Source organism: Candidatus Njordibacter sp. Uisw_056, from assembly GCF_047730085.1.
Classification (GTDB): Bacteria; Pseudomonadota; Gammaproteobacteria; order Pseudomonadales; family Balneatricaceae; genus Njordibacter.
Genome location: NZ_CP159830.1, coordinates 2,377,057 through 2,394,281 on the forward strand (window position 1 = coordinate 2,377,057; position 17,225 = coordinate 2,394,281).

At 45.5% G+C, this 17,225-nt stretch carries 15 protein-coding genes; 7 read left to right on the plus strand and 8 right to left on the minus strand.

Features of this window, described 5'->3' with window-relative positions; translation table 11 throughout:
• Window positions 1-2: 2 nt before the first annotated feature.
• Genes mutL through tsaE form a run of 3 tightly spaced genes read right to left on the minus strand, consistent with a single transcriptional unit; the run spans window position 3 to window position 3,750 of the window.
• Window positions 3-1,877 (minus strand): DNA mismatch repair endonuclease MutL, encoded by a 1,875-nt coding sequence (mutL, locus tag ABXT60_RS11395; protein ID WP_443630261.1) that lies wholly within the window; start codon window positions 1,875-1,877, stop codon window positions 3-5.
• Between the two features lie 32 nt (window positions 1,878-1,909).
• Window positions 1,910-3,280: an N-acetylmuramoyl-L-alanine amidase gene (locus ABXT60_RS11400; RefSeq protein ID WP_443630262.1), complete on the minus strand. Its 1,371-nt coding sequence runs from the start codon at window positions 3,278-3,280 to the stop codon at window positions 1,910-1,912.
• Complete coding sequence (tsaE, locus tag ABXT60_RS11405) at window positions 3,277-3,750, minus strand: tRNA (adenosine(37)-N6)-threonylcarbamoyltransferase complex ATPase subunit type 1 TsaE (RefSeq protein ID WP_443630263.1); 474 nt, start codon at window positions 3,748-3,750, stop codon at window positions 3,277-3,279. The genes ABXT60_RS11400 and tsaE overlap by 4 nt, the downstream gene beginning before the upstream one ends.
• A gap of 147 nt (window positions 3,751-3,897) precedes the next feature.
• Between tsaE and queG the strand changes: the two genes are divergently transcribed.
• The 3 genes from queG (at window position 3,898) to nudC (ending at window position 6,853) form a co-directional block, all read left to right on the plus strand.
• Window positions 3,898-5,070, plus strand: coding sequence for a tRNA epoxyqueuosine(34) reductase QueG (gene queG, locus ABXT60_RS11410; RefSeq protein WP_443630264.1), 1,173 nt, complete (start codon window positions 3,898-3,900; stop codon window positions 5,068-5,070).
• A gap of 312 nt (window positions 5,071-5,382) precedes the next feature.
• Window positions 5,383-5,835, plus strand: coding sequence for a GNAT family N-acetyltransferase (locus tag ABXT60_RS11415; RefSeq protein WP_443630265.1), 453 nt, complete (start codon window positions 5,383-5,385; stop codon window positions 5,833-5,835).
• Window positions 5,836-6,001: 166 nt separating this feature from the next.
• The gene (nudC, locus tag ABXT60_RS11420) at window positions 6,002-6,853 is read left to right on the plus strand and encodes an NAD(+) diphosphatase (RefSeq protein ID WP_443630266.1); all 852 of its coding nucleotides are present in this window, start codon (window positions 6,002-6,004) and stop codon (window positions 6,851-6,853) included.
• A 42-nt stretch (window positions 6,854-6,895) separates the two neighbouring features.
• Here nudC and orn read toward each other — a convergent pair whose 3' ends face one another.
• Window positions 6,896-7,444 carry an oligoribonuclease gene (gene orn / locus ABXT60_RS11425; RefSeq protein ID WP_443630267.1) on the minus strand — a complete coding sequence of 183 codons (549 nt, stop codon included), beginning with the start codon at window positions 7,442-7,444 and terminating at the stop codon, window positions 6,896-6,898.
• A gap of 95 nt (window positions 7,445-7,539) precedes the next feature.
• Between orn and rsgA the strand changes: the two genes are divergently transcribed.
• Complete coding sequence (gene rsgA, locus ABXT60_RS11430; protein ID WP_443630268.1) at window positions 7,540-8,577, plus strand: small ribosomal subunit biogenesis GTPase RsgA; 1,038 nt, start codon at window positions 7,540-7,542, stop codon at window positions 8,575-8,577.
• Window positions 8,578-8,586: 9 nt separating this feature from the next.
• Window positions 8,587-9,438 carry an archaetidylserine decarboxylase gene (gene asd, locus ABXT60_RS11435; protein WP_443630269.1) on the plus strand — a complete coding sequence of 284 codons (852 nt, stop codon included), beginning with the start codon at window positions 8,587-8,589 and terminating at the stop codon, window positions 9,436-9,438.
• Between the two features lie 12 nt (window positions 9,439-9,450).
• Here the strand turns inward: asd and epmA are convergent, their stop codons facing one another.
• A complete protein-coding gene (gene epmA / locus ABXT60_RS11440) occupies window positions 9,451-10,431 on the minus strand; it encodes an EF-P lysine aminoacylase EpmA (protein ID WP_443630270.1) in 981 nt (326 codons plus the stop codon).
• A 14-nt stretch (window positions 10,432-10,445) separates the two neighbouring features.
• Window positions 10,446-11,012: an elongation factor P gene (efp, locus tag ABXT60_RS11445; protein WP_046486158.1), complete on the minus strand. Its 567-nt coding sequence runs from the start codon at window positions 11,010-11,012 to the stop codon at window positions 10,446-10,448.
• Between the two features lie 42 nt (window positions 11,013-11,054).
• Between efp and epmB the strand changes: the two genes are divergently transcribed.
• Window positions 11,055-12,098 carry an EF-P beta-lysylation protein EpmB gene (epmB, locus tag ABXT60_RS11450; RefSeq protein ID WP_443630271.1) on the plus strand — a complete coding sequence of 348 codons (1,044 nt, stop codon included), beginning with the start codon at window positions 11,055-11,057 and terminating at the stop codon, window positions 12,096-12,098.
• On the opposite strand, the gene serB is transcribed toward epmB, so the two are convergent.
• A complete protein-coding gene (gene serB, locus ABXT60_RS11455) occupies window positions 12,095-12,997 on the minus strand; it encodes a phosphoserine phosphatase SerB (protein WP_443630272.1) in 903 nt (300 codons plus the stop codon). The two genes, epmB and serB, sit on opposite strands and share 4 nt — an antisense overlap.
• Window positions 12,998-13,124: 127 nt before the next feature.
• Here serB and ABXT60_RS11460 point away from each other — a divergent pair, with 127 nt between their 5' ends.
• Window positions 13,125-14,720: a hypothetical protein gene (locus tag ABXT60_RS11460; protein ID WP_443630273.1), complete on the plus strand. Its 1,596-nt coding sequence runs from the start codon at window positions 13,125-13,127 to the stop codon at window positions 14,718-14,720.
• Between the two features lie 8 nt (window positions 14,721-14,728).
• Here ABXT60_RS11460 and parC read toward each other — a convergent pair whose 3' ends face one another.
• On the minus strand, window positions 14,729-17,023 hold the full coding sequence (gene parC / locus ABXT60_RS11465) for a DNA topoisomerase IV subunit A (protein WP_443630274.1): 2,295 nt from the start codon (window positions 17,021-17,023) through the stop codon (window positions 14,729-14,731).
• Between the last annotated feature and the right edge of the window lie 202 nt (window positions 17,024-17,225).

Consider the following 17,225-nt stretch of genomic DNA (forward strand, 5'->3'; position numbering starts at 1 on the left):
TACTATTGCCCTCGCATAAATAGCTTATCTAGCTCAGATAAACTCAGCTGAGTCCATGTTGGACGCCCATGATTACACTGTCCACTACGCTCAGTAATTTCCATATCTCGCAATAGTGCGTTCATTTCCACATGGTTTAACCGTCGGTTAGCTCGCACCGCACCGTGGCAAGCCATGGTGCCTAGCAACTCGTTATGGGCCGCTCTAATGCGATCACTGCTGCCATAGGTAACTACATCTGCCAATACATCGCGAACTAATTGCTCAACGTTGGCGTGTTGCAACAAACTAGGCACTTGTCTTACCACCAAACTTTCTGTACCAGACCTATCAATCACGAAGCCTAACTCATTAAACAACTCTTTCTCTACCTCAACTTGATCTGCTTCACGGGAACTCACCGCCATAGCGATAGGCACCAACAAAGGTTGGGCCTTAATGCCCTGTTCTGCCCATGATGTTTTCATTTTTTCGTACACAATGCGCTCATGGGCTGCATGCATATCTACAAGCACTAGGCCTTTAGCATTTTCAGAGATAATATAAATGCCATGAAGTTGTGCCACTGCGTAACCCAGCGGTGGGACCTGACCAGCCTCTAATGTGGAACCCATTAATGGCGCTGAATCACCGTGTAAGTGGCCATACACTTTGGCTTGTTCTTGCATTTGAAAAGGTGAGGACTGGCCTAAGGACCCGCCAAGCCAAGGCATTTGCTGCGTGCTTGATGAAGTAGGATTACCTGCAACCTGACCTAAGTCCACCTGTGTCTGGCCTGAAAAAACACCTGCCTCAAGCCCTTGAGGCTGCACCTGAAACTGATCCTGCATTACACCAAGCTGCTCAATACCCCCACCTGTAGGTGTTTCTGGGCGCACTTGAGCCAAGGTTTTGTGTAAGCTGCGAAAGATAAAATCATGCACTAGTCGACCGTCGCGAAACCGCACTTCGTTTTTAGTGGGGTGCACGTTTACATCCACATTTGAAGGATCTAACTCTAAATACAACACAAAAGCTGGATGGCGTCCGTGGTACAAAACATCGCGATAAGCTTGGCGCACAGCATGGCCTACCAACTTATCTTTCACCACGCGGCCATTAACAAAAAAATATTGCAGATCCATTTGACTACGAGAAAATGTCGGCAGGCCAACCCATCCCCACAACCTTAAACCTGGCGCCTCCATTTCTATATGCAGGGCTTGTTGCATAAAAGCTGGGCCACATACACTAGCCACACGCTTTTCTTGAGCGGTTTGAGTATCTGCTGGGCGCAGATTGTGAATCACTTTCTGGTTATGCTTGAGGCTAAAAGCCACATCAAATCGGCTTAACGCTAGCCGCTTTATTACTTCTTCTAAGTGGCCAAATTCTGTCTTTTCGGTGCGTAAAAACTTACGCCTAGCAGGTGTATTAAAAAACAAATCTCTCACTTCAACGCTGGTGCCAATCGGGTGGGCAGCAGGTTGTAATTGAGCTTCCATATCGCGGCCTTGGGTTATAACTTGCCAGGCGCTCTCCTGGCCCTGTGTATTTGATGTGAGCGTTAAACGTGATACAGAGCTCACACTCGCCAGGGCCTCTCCACGAAAACCCAAGCTTTGGACCGATTCTAGATCTTCTAAGCTGGCAATTTTACTGGTGGCATGGCGGCTTAACGCTAATGCCAAGTCTTGCTCACCAATGCCAGTGCCATTGTCACGCACACGCATTAGCTTTACACCACCTTGTTCTACGTCCACTTCAACTTTGGTGGCTTGAGCATCAAGGCAGTTCTCCAGCAATTCTTTGATCACCGATGCCGGGCGTTCTACCACTTCGCCCGCTGCAATTTGGTTAGCCAAGCGTGGCGTGAGTTGATGGATTTTTGAAGTCATTAAAGGCTCACAATCAATAATAGACAAGTCATTTAACTTGCTGGAATAATAAGTGTTTTACCAACTAATAATACAGATTTACTCGTCATTTTGTTAGCCGTCTGTAAGCGCTTTACACTGGTACTAAACCGCTGGGCAATGCCCGATAACGTATCTCCAGACACTACTTTGTAGGAACGAAGTTTACGTTTAGCTTCTACAACAGAGGCGATGTACGTATTAGCTACAGGGTAGCTATAAAAATAACTTTTTAAACCTTTAAAAATAGCGTTAGCCATTTTTTTTTGATATTGCTTAGTGCGTAATTTTGCTGCCTCACCGGGGTTAGAAATAAACCCAGTTTCTACCAGGATAGACGGCACGTCGGGTGACTTTAGCACCACAAAACCTGCCCTTTCAACGTGTCCTTTATGAAGCTTAGCAATTTTTCCTATATTTCTAAGAACCTCTTGAGCCACACGCTGACCAGTTGTTTGACTATAGTTCATAGACATATCCAGCAAGGTCATCGCCACATCGTCTTCTTTATCTTCTAAGCTGATACCGCCAATACCACCAATTAAGTCAGCGTCGTTTTGTTTTTGCGCTAGTAATCGTCCCATTTCGCTAGACGCACCACGAGAAGACAATATCCATACAGACGCACCCCTAGCTTTACTGTTTTTAAAGGCATCTGCGTGTATAGAAATAAATAAGTCTGCATTGGCTTTACGAGCTTTTTTAGTTCGTCCCCTTAAGCTTATATAGTAATCACCACTGCGTGTCAGCAGAGGTTCAAAGCCTGGCTCATTTTTGATCAACAATTGTAGTTCTTTAGCAATGCCTAAAACCACATGCTTTTCTCGTAATCTTTTACCACCAAATCTGGGACCCAAAGCACCGGGGTCTTCTCCACCATGACCCGCATCAATAGCAATCAAAACATCCCTTTGGCTGTCCAACAGCGCCAGGCTACTTAGGGTCGTGGTTTGAGGTTGAGACGGTTTTATTACTGCACCTTTTATTGGTGTTGGTGGCGTTTGTTTATAGTTAGACAAATCCACAACTAAACGATCACCATAACTTGCATTAGGCGGCAGTGTGAAAATTTTGTGGCTGGTTTTGTAAGCTAAATCCAACACTAATCGCAATTTATTATCACTGCGCTGGCTAGAGCGAATGCTACGTATAGGGCTGTTAGTAAAGTCTAACTTAGCCAAAGAGGTAGACAAAAAGCTGCGATCAATATCAATGACAAGACGGTGTGGGTTGGTTAAGGTGATTTCGTCAAAAGTTACAGCTGCAGAGGTATCCAGTACTAATCGGGTATTATCTGGTGCTGGCCAGATACGTATATTTTCTATTTTTGCAGCATAAGTAAACGATGACAAACAGACCAAGGAAAGCAGCAGCAACAGTCTCATTGTTGCATACCTTGCAAAATAGCCTCAGCCCTACTAGTTTTGGCCAAAAAGGTGAGTGTACGACCGCGCTCCAAGGTATGAATTGTAACAACCACATCAGCGTGGGGTAGATAACCCAAGCCTTTCTCTGGCCATTCGATCACATTAATAGCCTTCCCATCAAAGTAATCCCGAATACCTAGATAGTCCAATTCTTCTGGGTTTCCCAAGCGATATAAATCAAAGTGGTTTAGCTTTTGTTGTGCAAATTGATAGGGTTCCACTAGGGTGTAGGTCGGGCTTTTAGTTGCCCCTAGGTGTCCAAAATAGCTCATAACTCCGCGCGTAAAGGTGGTTTTTCCCATACCCAAATCACCCTTTAAAAATATTGTTGCACCTTCCCCAACAGCACCTAGAGCCTGTCCAAACTTCCTGCCTAGAGCCACCATTGCATCTTCACCGTGGGCTTGTAGTTGGTACTCTAGGAACATGGACTCAATAACCCGACTCAATGGATAAAATGACAAAGTGCAATATAGCTTAAAAGTAGAATAAAAACCGCCTATCTAGTAGGTATTTTATTGGTTTTATTTCATTTTTAGAGATTCGTGTTATTCGACTAGGTTAGAATAAGGGCTATGCCAACATTAAACGCTTCTTTACCCACCAAACCCATGTCGCTAACGGTGCAACAACTTGCAGACCTAGCCATGAGTATCAAACAACTTGCCAGCCAGTTTGGTTTTGCTGATTGCGGTATTACTGACACTGACAACGAAGTTGCAGGCGAGCAATTAGAGCAATGGCTAGCTCTTGGTTATCAAGCCGACATGAACTACATGAGCAAACACGGCAGCAAACGCTATCGTGCACAAGAGCTAGTGCCGGGCACCCAACGTATTATATGTTTGCGTATGGATTATTTAGACCCCAAATTAACCACCTTAAGTACCTTAGAAGATGGTGAGCAGGCATACATTGCCCGTTATGCCCTAGGCAGGGATTACCACAAATTAGTACGAAAACGCCTAGCACAACTTAGTAAAGCCATTGCAGCATTAATTGGTCCCTTCGGTCACCGGGTATTTGTTGATAGCGCCCCCGTGCTGGAAAAACCCCTAGCCCAAAAAGCAGGCTTAGGCTGGCAAGGAAAACACACTCTAATTATTAACCGCAAACAAGGCTCGTGGTTTGTGCTTGGTGAAATCTTTGTTGATCTACCACTACCCATAGATGAACCTTACCAAAAAGACCACTGCAGTCGCTGCGAATCTTGCATTACCGTTTGCCCAACATCAGCATTTCCACAGCCTTACGTACTGGATGCAAACCGCTGTATTGCCTACTTAACGATCGAACACAAGGGTAGCATTGCACCTGAATTACGGCCACTAATGGGTAATAAAGTATTTGGCTGTGACGACTGCCAGCTAGCCTGCCCGTGGAACCGTGCTCCTGGCGCTACAAAGGAAGATGACTTTAAACCTCGCCACGGTTTAGACCAAGCAAAATTAACAGAGCTATTTATGTGGACTGAAGAAGAATTTCTTAAGCGCACCGAAGGGTCTCCTATTAGGCGAGCTGGTTTTGAAGGCTGGCAACGAAATTTAGCCATTGGCTTAGGTAATGGCCCAGCTACAAAAACCACGTTAAACGCACTGCAATCCCAACGCGCTAAAGCTACTCCCATGGTGAGCGAACATATCGACTGGGCAATGGGGCAATTAACACAACGACAAGCCCAACATATCCCAATAACGCCACTACCTCTGGCCTATCATTTAGGGCATAAGTTAAAGCATCTGTCTTAAATTTTAGAGTAACTTTGCACTTGGCTGCCTTTATTACATTTATTTTTATTATGGGGGCAAAGACTTAAAGATGATTCGCGGTTAACATAAGACCACTCTCAAACTTACCAATGGCCCAGACTAGACGCACTAATACTATGGTGTTACAGCGCTGCGGCTACAACAACACGCTAGCAGTGGCGGCCGGCATTGAACCCGTCAGCTACGCACGGCATTAGGTTGGCAAAAGATTAAACTGGTACTAATTTACGGCTTGCCTGAGGCACTATTGCATCACGTTTTTAGCCCCAGAAAATAAAAGGAAACTCAACTGTGATCTACCGAGAAGCGGTGTTAGATGATTTGCCACGCTTACTAGAAATAGAGCAGTTATTAGTAGCCGCTGAACGTCCGTTTGACGCATCCATTAAAGCGGATAAGACGTTTTATTATGATATAACAGAGCAGATTAATAGCCGTAATGTCCACTTAGTTGTATTGGAGCACGACGCCAACATTGTTGCTGTGGGCTATGCAAAAATCCGAACGTCTAAGCCAGCTCATAACCATACAATTCATGCTTACCTCGGCTTTATGTACGTATCACCTCACATACGAGGCCAAGGCGTTAATCGGCATATCTTGGGATTGTTGACGCAATGGAGCCGTGATAATGGAGCCGAGGCTCTTTATCTAGACGTATATTCTCAAAACTCATCAGCTATCCGAGCCTATGAAAAAGTAGGGTTCGCACCTTGCTTGGTTGAAATGAAGTTAATTCTCTAAATTTATCCAGTTATTTGCTAAGCTGTTAGAGCGCCCCAAAGCCACATTTATTCATGTTAGAATCATGCTATTGCAGCAAATATATTAATCTGTATAACCTGACATTTTGGGGCTTAAACAGGTGTTTTCGCTGATTTTATACCCTCCACCAAAGGTAAACCCTCCTGTGACTATCCCTACAAGCCTAAACGGCTTTTATGCTAATTCCTTAGCTATTAATACCAACTCAACATGGATTATTGCCGTAATTGGGCGGGATGTTTTAGTGGCTGAAGGTTCTAGTATGACCAACAACCCTTTTATTGACAGTGGCAGAGCCCACTTATTGGAACCTTTTTGCCAACGAAAAATAACCCTGGGCCAGTGGCTTTCACGTGACTGTGAGGTTTGGGAACTAAAGCCAGAGGCGGCGGTAATTGATGGGGTTAGCTTAATGGTTTTACGTGACTTGTTAGCCGTGGCTGGTGAAGAGGTTTTTTCCTTGGCCTGCAGAGCTGTGCAATTATTAGGCTGGCAAGATACTCATCGCTTTTGTGGCAGTTGTGGTAAACCTAACCACACTACTGGCAAAGAACACGCCATGACCTGTAGTGATTGCAAGATCAATAATTACCCACGAATTTCTCCTTGTGTCATTGTGCTGGTGACCCATGGAGACCAATGCCTATTGGCGCGTAATGCCAGTTGGGCCCCTAACCGATTTAGCGCTTTAGCTGGGTTCCTTGAGGCTGGCGAGAGTGCAGAGCAGGCTCTGCATCGTGAAGTGTTCGAAGAGGTGAGCGTAGAAATAAATAATATTTGTTATATTGGTAGCCAGTCCTGGCCGTACCCTGGGCAGCTAATGCTTGGTTTTATTGCCGATGCAGTTACTCAAAATATTAAAGTGGACGGTATTGAGATTGCTGAGGCAAACTGGTTCCGCTACGACCAATTACCTGGGTCAATGGCACCACCAGGAATTATGGCTGGCGCCCTGATCAAGCAATTTGTAGACCAGGCGACCTTAGTCTATGGATAACGCAGTTTTAGTGTGCCCCTAACTTATGCCTACACTAAGCCTTCATGGGTCTGTGTTCAAAAAATAGTCTCGGTAATAGGCCATTTCAGCAATTGAATCGCGTACGTCATCTAGCGCTAGATGGCTGCCACCTTTTTTGAGGCCTTCAAGCAGTTCTGGACGCCAGCGACGTGCCAACTCTTTTAACGTGCTTACATCCACGTTGCGGTAATGAAAATAGGCTTCAAGCTGAGGCATGTATTTCACTAAAAAACGCCTATCTTGCCCGATGGTATTGCCACACATTGGCGAGTGACCGCCGTCTACTAGGGTTTTAACAAAGGCAATAGTTTGCTCTTCCGCTTTCGCACAGCTTACCTTACTGTCTCGTACCCGCTGTGTTAGGCCTGATTGACCATGCTGTTTAATACACCAAGCATTCATAGCTTCCAAAACAGCATCACTTTGGTGTATGACGATGGAGGGACCTTCAGCCAGCACATTTAAGTGGGCGTCAGTCACAATAGTGGCAATCTCAATAATAACGTCTTGTTCTGGGTCGAGACCAGTCATCTCAAGGTCTAACCAAATTAGATTTTGTGTGTGTTTCACAAGAAAAGTGCTCTAGGTGATATTGATACACTGAATTATGCCTCACTTCGGGGTAGAATAAAGCCTTTACTGACAACCCAGTACATTAATTCTCAATGGCCAAACGTAAACTCACCCGCCACCAGCAGTGGCAAATTGATAAAGTTCAAGAAGAGCGCCGTGCGCGCGCCAATAAACAGGACGGCGCAATAGAGCAGGCCATAGAGCATGGGGACCTATCTGCCGAGCAGCAGGGTTTGATAATTGCACATTATGGCTCTTTAATTGACGTAGAAGCGTTACACGGCCAACACCAAGGCGAAGTGTTTCGGTGCAAGATACGCTCTAACTTAGGTTTCCTCGTTACGGGTGACCAAGTGTCCTGGCGCCAAGCAGCAGATCAAAGTGGTGTCATTGTGGCCCGTGATGACCGTAATAGCATCCTCAACCGCCCCAACAAGTATGGTGACCTTAAGCCAGTAGCCGCCAACATTGATCAAATCATTGTCACTTTTGCGCCCAAACCATACGCCCATGCCAATTTAATAGACCGCTACCTAGTAGCCGCAGAGGCCAGTGATATCGAACCTATTCTGCTGCTCAATAAAACTGATCTATTAGATGAAGAAGCACAAGACCACCTTGAACCCATGTTAGCTCGCTACCAAGCTTTAGGTTACCGTATTATTCGCGCTTCCACTCAAACCTTAACCGGGCTTGAAGCACTTTACGCTGAGTTAAATAATAAAGTGAGTGTGTTTGTAGGACAGTCTGGCGTTGGCAAATCTAGCTTAGTGAATGTGCTGCTTCCAGGAGTAGATATTAAAACTAGCGCCCTGTCTGAGCAAACAAATAAAGGCGTTCACACCACCACCACGGCTAAGCTATTTCACATCCCTAATGGTGGCCAATTAATTGACTCTCCAGGCATCCGTGAGTTTGGGCTCTGGCATATGGACACAGCAACTCTACTTGAGGGTTTTGTGGAATTTAGACCTTATCTAGGCTACTGCAAATTTAGCGACTGCAGCCATGAACACGAGCCAGCCTGCGCTTTATTAAAGGCTTTAGAAGAGGGTCATATAGACCCTGTGCGCATGTCGAGTTTTCAACATATTAAAGCGTCTTTAGACGACTTCACCACACACAATTAAGGATTTCCTATGGGCGACCGTTTATTTGTATTGATGCAATACCTGTTACCACAACACTTGATCTCGCGACTTGTTGGCGTGCTAGCCCATAGCTCCATTCCAGCGATTAAAGATCCTTTTATTCGCACTTTTATAAAGCACTTTAAAGTAAATATGGATGAAGCTGAACGGGAGCATGCAAGTGAATTTAATAGTTTTAATGACTTTTTTACCCGCAGCCTTAAAGCTGATGCACGCCTCATAGATCATCACCCAAAACATTTAGCTTGCCCAGTAGATGGCGCTATCAGCCAGTTGGGCAAAATAGATGGCGACCATCTATTTCAGGCCAAAGGCCACGAGTTTAGCCTTACCAGTTTGTTAGGTGGCAATAGTGCGCTTGCCAGTGCTTTTATAGATGGCGACTTTGCAACTATTTATTTAGCACCCAAAGATTACCATCGTATACACATGCCCTGTGACGGCACCCTTACCCATATGGTCCATGTACCCGGTCAATTATTTTCTGTGAACCAAGCCACGGCGGCGAAAGTGCCCAGTTTATTTGCGCGTAACGAAAGGGTAGTCGCCATATTTGATACTGAGTTTGGGCCTATAGCCATGGTCCTTGTAGGCGCTATGATTGTGGCCAGTGTAGAAACGGTATGGGCTGGCTTGGTCTGCCCGAAAGGTAAGGCAGTGAGCCAGTTTAACTACACTAACCAAGACCCTATTTTATTGAAAAAGGGTGAAGAAATGGGCCGCTTTAAATTAGGTTCCACAGTGGTTATGTGTTTGCCAAAAGGCGTAAGCAAATGGCCAAAGGAACTTAGCGCAGGCACCACTACACGTTTAGGGCAAATGTTAGCTGAACTTCATTAATATTGCGTTCAACTAGGCAAGGTGGTGGTTAAAGGCCATCACCTTTGCAATGTCTTTTTCGCCTAATACCAGCATTAGTAAACGCTCTATACCTAAAGCCACACCACAACACTCTGGTAAGCCTGCCTTAAGTGCACTAATAAGCCTAATATCCCCAGCCATGGTTGTTTTACCCATGGTTGCTCTGATTGTATTATCTACGTCGAAGCGCCTCTTTTGTTCTTTTGCATCGGTTAGCTCTTGGTAGCCATTAGCTAGTTCAACGCCATGAATATACACTTCAAAACGACGTGCCACGGCATTACCCAACTCGTCAATGCCTGTTTGTGCTAACGCTGCCTGGCTGGCAGGATAATCAAAAATGAAGCACGCCTTGGGAAGTTTTGGCTCAATACAATGACTCATTAGTAAGTCTAACCAAGTGTCGCGAGGCGCAGAGGGGTCCATTTGAATATCTACATGGGCTAAAGCAGTAGACCTAATCACGTCATTACTTGCTGTTAATGGATCAATACAAAGCACTTCTTCAAACGCATGGCGGTAGGTCCAAAAGTGCCACTCTAGGGTTTCATTTATGAGCAGGCTATCAACAAGGCATGCCACTTCTTGCATCAACGCTTTTAGGTCAAAATTGACCCTATACCACTCTAAAAGGGTAAATTCTGGGTTGTGCCTGTGCCCTACTTCGCCATTACGAAAGGCTTTAGCAATTTGATAGATATCACCACTACCTGCTGCTAACAAACGCTTCATGGCATATTCTGGTGAGGACATTAAGTTCATGTGAGTCGCCATATCCGCACGTTTGGAAGCACCGTCTTGGGTAAAGGCTACTGGAATAGAATCGATATGCGGGTCAGATACCCCATAATGGGACATTACGGGCGTATCAACTTCTAGCAGATGTCGGGCTTCAAAGAATGCCCGTATTTGCCTAATAACCTTGGCACGCTGCTTAAGCTGCCCTATGTCAGCACTAGGTTGCCATGGCATGGTATGTCCTAAGCTTAGGCGCGACTTACATAGTCGCCAGTGCGGGTGTCAATCTTTAACACTTCACCTTCCTCAATAAATAACGGCACGCGCACCGTGGCGCCTGTTGCCAAGGTTGCAGGCTTACTGCCCCCTTGAGCCGTATCCCCTTTAAGGCCTGGATCAGTTTCTGTCACTTCTAGCTCTACAAAATTAGGTGCAGCAACCGCTAGTGGGGCATCATTCCATAAAGTCACCACATAGATCTCTTGTTCCTTAAGCCACTTAACACAATCTCCTACGGCATGGACATCTGCACCATATTGCTCAAACGTTCCGTCTGCCATCATAAAGTGCCAAAACTCACCGTCGGTATAAAGGTACTCCATGTTGCGATCCATCACGTCAGCGGCTTCGATAGATTCACCTGACTTAAAGGTGCGGTCCCACACGCGGCCAGACTTCAAGTTCTTCATGCGCACACGGGTAAATGCTTGGCCTTTGCCTGGTTTAACAAATTCCACATCAACCATGGCACAAGGATCACCTTCTAACATAACTTTAAGGCCAGATTTAAATTCGTTGCTGCTATAATTAGCCATTTTGTCGCTCTAATGAAATAAACATCGGGAAATTCGTCACTCATGATACCGCAAAGCACTGCGCAAGTTGAACCTTTAAGCTTGATTAAGTCCACAAGCTTGCCAGAAGACTGGCGCACTCAGCTGCGTGAGGCCTACCGGACGCCCCAAGCGCTGCTCACAGCCTTAGGTTTTAGCAACACACAACAAAAAGCACTATTAGCTGATGACCAAGGATTTACTACTCTTGTTCCAAAAGCGTTTGTACAAAAAATGCAGCCACAAGACCCCAAAGACCCACTGCTATTGCAAGTATTGCCCCAATCTCAAGAAGCAATACACCACCTAGAGTTCAATAATGATCCGTTACAAGAGGCACACTTTAACCCTGTGCCAGGAGTAGTACACAAATATAAAGGGCGCGCTTTATTAATTGCTGCAGGCCATTGCGCTATTAATTGCCGTTATTGCTTCCGTCGCCACTACCCCTATAACGAGCAGAAGCTCGAACGTACGCAGTGGCAACAAAGCCTTGGTTATATTGAACAGCATCCAGATATAGAAGAAATCATTCTTAGCGGTGGCGACCCACTCGCCTTAACAGACCCTCAATTATTCAGCTTAATAGAGGCTATTGAAGGCATTGCGCATATAAAACGCTTGCGTATTCATAGCCGTTTACCCATTGTGCTGCCTCAACGTATCACCTTGGAACTGTGTCAGAGGCTAGAACGCTCTCGACTAACCTGTGTCATGGTGGTGCACGCTAATCATGCCAATGAGTTAGCCGCAGACGTAGCACTAGCCTGTGACCGTTTGCACCAACACAAGGTAAAACTTCTTAACCAAAGTGTTTTACTAGCCCAAGTGAACGACAATTTAACAAGCCTAAAACACCTCAGTGAACGCCTCTTTGAAATAGGTGTAATGCCTTATTACCTCCATTTACCAGACCATGTAGCGGGCACCACTCACTTTTTTGTTAGCTTAGCCCGCAGCCAATCCATAGTGGCACAAATGCAGGCCTGTATGTCCGGCTATTTGGTGCCTAAGCTGGTGCGTGAGGAACCAGGAAAACTCAGTAAGACGCTATACTCACCCCGTTAAACTAGGTGTAATAGCGCATCTAAATTAACGTTATTAAGCTGGTGGGGGGCTTGCTGCCTGACTAAGGGTTTGCCATGGAAGGCAACACCTAACCCCGCTTTATTAAGCATGGGTAAATCATTAGCACCATCACCCACAGCAAGGCATTGATTTAGCGACAGCCCAAGGGTTTTTCGTAACTGTTCCATCAACTCTACTTTTCGGGCAGCATCTAGTATCACCCCCTTCACTTTCCCAGTGAGTTTGCCATCAACTTCTTCTAAAGGGTTAGAGAAGGCATCTTGCATACCCAATTTATGGGCTAAGAGATCTGCAAAATAGCTAAACCCGCCAGACAATATGGCACAGTATATCCCTTGTTGTTGGAGGCCTTCCATTAGCTTTTGGGCACCAGGCATTAATTCAATAGCGTCATTAATAGCCGAAAGTTGGGCAGTATCAAAGCCTGTCAGCAGCGCCAACCGTTGGCGAAAGCTCTGCTCAAAATCTAATTCTCCAGCCATAGACCTAGCAGTAATGAGTGCCACTTGCGGGCCAATACCCATAGCATAGGCCAATTCGTCCATTACTTCGGCCTGAATTAAGGTGGAGTCCATGTCGAACACGGCTAACTTAATTTTTTCTATGGGCAGTTTAGAAGACTGGATCACATAATCGAGTTGGTTTTGTTTAGGCAGTTGTGTAAGCATCTCCTCGAGCGTCAATACACATTCAGATGGATTATTTGCTAATAGTTTAGTGCCATCAGAACTCGCCCATTGCCATTGATGCACAGCACAGTGGTCACTAGAACTGTGGCGGTAGCATTCTATGGGCGCTTGCAGGGCATAAAATGCCTTATCGATGGCCCCCACATCAAGCTTATTGCTGCTATCAAATAAGGTTAGACGATGAAACATAGACACAACTCCTTAGGTGGGCTTAGCATTTTACCATTAGTGGGTTAGAATGGGGTTGTTTTTACCTCTTTGATACAGTGCTGATTAACGCCTAATGCCCAATAAAATCCTTTCCTTTAGACACTTAATGCAATCCCGTCTTACTTTAGTTCAAAAGACGGTATGTTTACTCATCGCTACTTTTGTCCTTGCTGGAGCTTCTTTAGGGCTGATGACCTACCAACACTTAAGCCAAGTTGCGGGTCAGCAAAATGCTTTACTAGGTCAGAAAATGGGCCAACAGCTGGCTAACTTAAGCGCCCCTCTTCTAGTAAAAAAAGATTACATTAGCCTTAATGTTACCTTGGCCGAACTTAGACAACAGGGTGCTATTGTAGGTGCAGCTGTATACGACGCAGACGACAGAATGCTTGCAAAAACTGGCTTTCTTAACGATGCCGACTACCTTGTTTTACCGATAAAATTAGATGAAGAAAACATTGGTAGCTTGCACTTACGCCACTCTAATTTAGATTTACATCCAAGTCTGAATCAATTAGCCCTCTTGCTGTGGCCTACTGTGGGTCTTACCTTATTAGCCTGCATTGTTCTTGGTTGGTGGTTCGGTGCTAGATTGGTACAGCCACTGCACCACTTGCACGAAGCTCAAGAACAATTACTGGAATACGGCAAAGCACCGCCACTGGATGACACTCGGCTCGATGAGTGGGGGATCATTAACTTGGGTTTCAACTCAATAAACGAAGAACGGCTACTGCACACCCAAACCGACCATCAATACGAGCTGGAAATGCCTGCTGGCAAGGGTTTAGTTGCTGCAGCTGATTATGCTCAACACGACAACCAACCAGAACTAGAAGTGCCAAACCAACAAGAACCTTTTAATCATGAGCTGCACGATTTGGCCCGTGAGTTATCCTTGGATCCTCAATTAAGCGAACTTGGTGACCCTTTATTTGCGCCGAAACTAGCAGAACCTATGGTGCCTAGCGAACATCATTTACCTATATTTACCATGGATGATTTACGTAACGGCGAAAATTCTTCGCCCTTGCGTCCTAGCCCTATGTCTATAAATTCTGCAGAACCCGCTCAGTACAGTGCGCACCCTCTGTATCAAGACAGTGATACGCATCCTATTGAGCCAATCCCTGCGCAGTTATCTGATGACCCATTGGTGAGCTTGTTATACATTAATGTTAATACCAGAGACCAGGGGCCCATGGCCGCCGCAGAAAAACACTTACTACTTAGGTCTTATCAACAACTGGTGGATCAAGTGTGTGCTATTTATGGGGGTACGATTGAAATAGAAGAAAATAATGATGTGCTCGTCACCTTTGATAAACCCCATGAGCACATGACCCACTGTGTAAATGCCTTGTGTGCAGCCCAGTTTTTCTTTGGTTTGTACAAGTCCTTCAACACCCAGCGGGCAGCTAACAGCAGGCCCAGTTTAAATATTCAAATTGTGGTGCATACTGGGGACTTAGAAGAGTTAAGCAAGCTCACGGTAGAGGTGGCAGAATTGTCTCGGCGAGAACGGCAAGACCATATGGTAATAAGCCGCCACGTTGCTTACCACCCAGAGCTCCAACAAAGAGTGTTACAAGCAGACAACTGCACCCCACTTGCTAGTGGGGCTGTAAGTTTGGCGCGCTTAAGTAGCGATTACCAAGATCTGTTGGATATGCAGATCAGCCACTTTAGCCAAACGCTTTAGGCACTTGACTAAGTGTCTACATCGATAGACCCGGCGTCTATCTCATTTTCAGCTTGACTCTCAACAGCCAAACTATCAACTTTTTGGAAGCCTCTTGGTAGTTTGTTTCCTCTACGCCCACGTTCACCACGATAGTGAACCAGATCGGAGGCTTTCAAACGTAGGTAGCGCTTGCCCGAATGTACTAATAACTCGCAGTCCTCAGTGACAAGCGCACAAGCCACCATAAACTCTTCGCGGCTTGCTACACGGCTAGGCGATATACTAATAATCTTATTACCCTTACCGCGCGCTAGCTGCGGCAAATCTTGCAATGGGAATACCAACATACGCCCTTCATTACTCACTGCCACCAGCCAGGTTTCGGCTATCCTGGTGATATGCTGTGGCACAATAATTTTAGCCCCCTTGGGCACCGACATAGCCGTTTTACCCGCCTTATTTTTACTTAACAAATCTTCAAAAGTAGACACGAAGCCATAACCTGCATCGGTACTCATCAGCAATAGCTGATCTACCTTAGCACTGACCGCCGCTGAAAATTGCACACCACTGGGCGCATTAAATCTGCCACTTAATGGCTCCCCCTGCCCGCGAGCAGACGGCAAGGTATGCGCTTCTAGAGAGTAGCTGCGGCCACCCTCATCAAGAAAAGCCACACTTTGGTTACTTCGAGCTTGAACCATAAGCAAGAAGTCATCACCCGATTTATAGCTCATGTTAGCTGGATCTATATCATGACCTTTAGCACCACGAACCCAGCCTTGCTTAGACAAAACCACAGTCACAGGTTCAGTGGTGAGTAAATCACGTTCGGAAAGAGCTTTGGCTTCTTGGCGAACAACGATAGGTGAACGACGATCATCACCAAAGGCTTCAGCGTCGGCAATCAATTCACGCTTTATAAGAGTTTTTAAACGGGCTTTAGAACCCAACAACAATTCTAGTTTTTCGCGCTCTGCAGTGAGCTCCTCTTGCTCGGCTTGGATACGGTGCTGTTCTAATTTTGCTAAGTGGCGAAGTTTTAAATCTAGTATGGCATCTGCTTGGCGGTCAGATAACGTAAAGCGTTGCATAAGTATTGATTTAGGTTTTTCTTCTTCACGAATAATGGCAATAATTTCATCAATATTAAGGTATGCAACTAACAGGCCTTCTAAAAGGTGCAAACGCTCTAACACTTTATCTAAACGGTGCTGCAAGCGGCGAGTTACTGTCTCCATACGGAAAGACAGCCACTCTTTTAAAATAGTGCTCAAACCTTTAACTTGAGGTTTACCGTCCACGCCAATGAGGTTTAAGTTAACTCGGTAAGAACGTTCTAAATCTGTGGTGGCAAACAGGTGGTTTAATAACTGCTGGGTATCCACTCGGTTTGAGCGCGGCACAATGACCAAACGCGTCGGCTTTTCATGATCTGACTCATCACGCAAGTCGGCCACCATAGGCAGTTTTTTAGCCTGCATTTGTGCAGCGATTTGTTCTAAAATTCGTGCCCCAGACACTTGGTATGGTAAGGCGGTGATGACAATATCGCCGTCTTCGTGATCTACTACTGCACGCATGCGAATACTACCACGGCCAGTTTTGTACATTTCCAACAAATCACTTCGAGGGCTGATGATCTCTGCCGTAGTGGGCATATCAGGCCCTTGTACAAATTCAAATAGCTCCTCTATGCTTGCAGCAGGATTCTCCAATAGATGGATGCAAGCTGATACAACTTCACGTAAATTATGGGGGGGGATATCTGTTGCCATGCCCACAGCAATTCCAGTGGCGCCATTCAACAGTACGTTGGGTACCCGAGCCGGCAACACTAGTGGTTCTTGCAGGGTACCGTCAAAGTTATTACCCCAATCTACAGTGCCCTGACCCAGCTCTCCTAACAACACATCAGCATAACCTGTAAGTTTAGCTTCTGTGTATCGCATAGCAGCAAAAGATTTAGGATCATCTGCTGAACCCCAGTTACCTTGACCATCTACAAGGGTATAGCGGTAAGAGAAGGTCTGCGCCATGTGTACCATGGCTTCATAACAAGCACTGTCGCCATGGGGATGGAATTTACCCAACACGTCACCAATGGTACGAGCAGACTTTTTATACTTAGACGATGTTTTAAGCCCCAGTTCAGACATAGCATAAATAATGCGCCTTTGTACTGGTTTTAAACCATCACCAATATGCGGTAATGCACGGTCTAAAATGACATACATAGAGTAATCTAAGTACGCTTTTTCGGTATATTCTTTGAGGGGTAGACGCTCAACGCCTTCATCAATTGGGATGACACCAGACATAAGAAGAAACATCCTTATTGAGTGGGGCTTAGACCACCGCACTCATGGGTAAATTGATAATTTAAGCCAGAGTATACCGCAAAAAATGATCGGGTGAAGACCTCACAACTATTTATTAGATGAATGCGACCTATGCTATATTCCATCGAATATAGTGGCTATTGTGGTTACTTTTTAACCAACAATCCGGTATAATAAAACC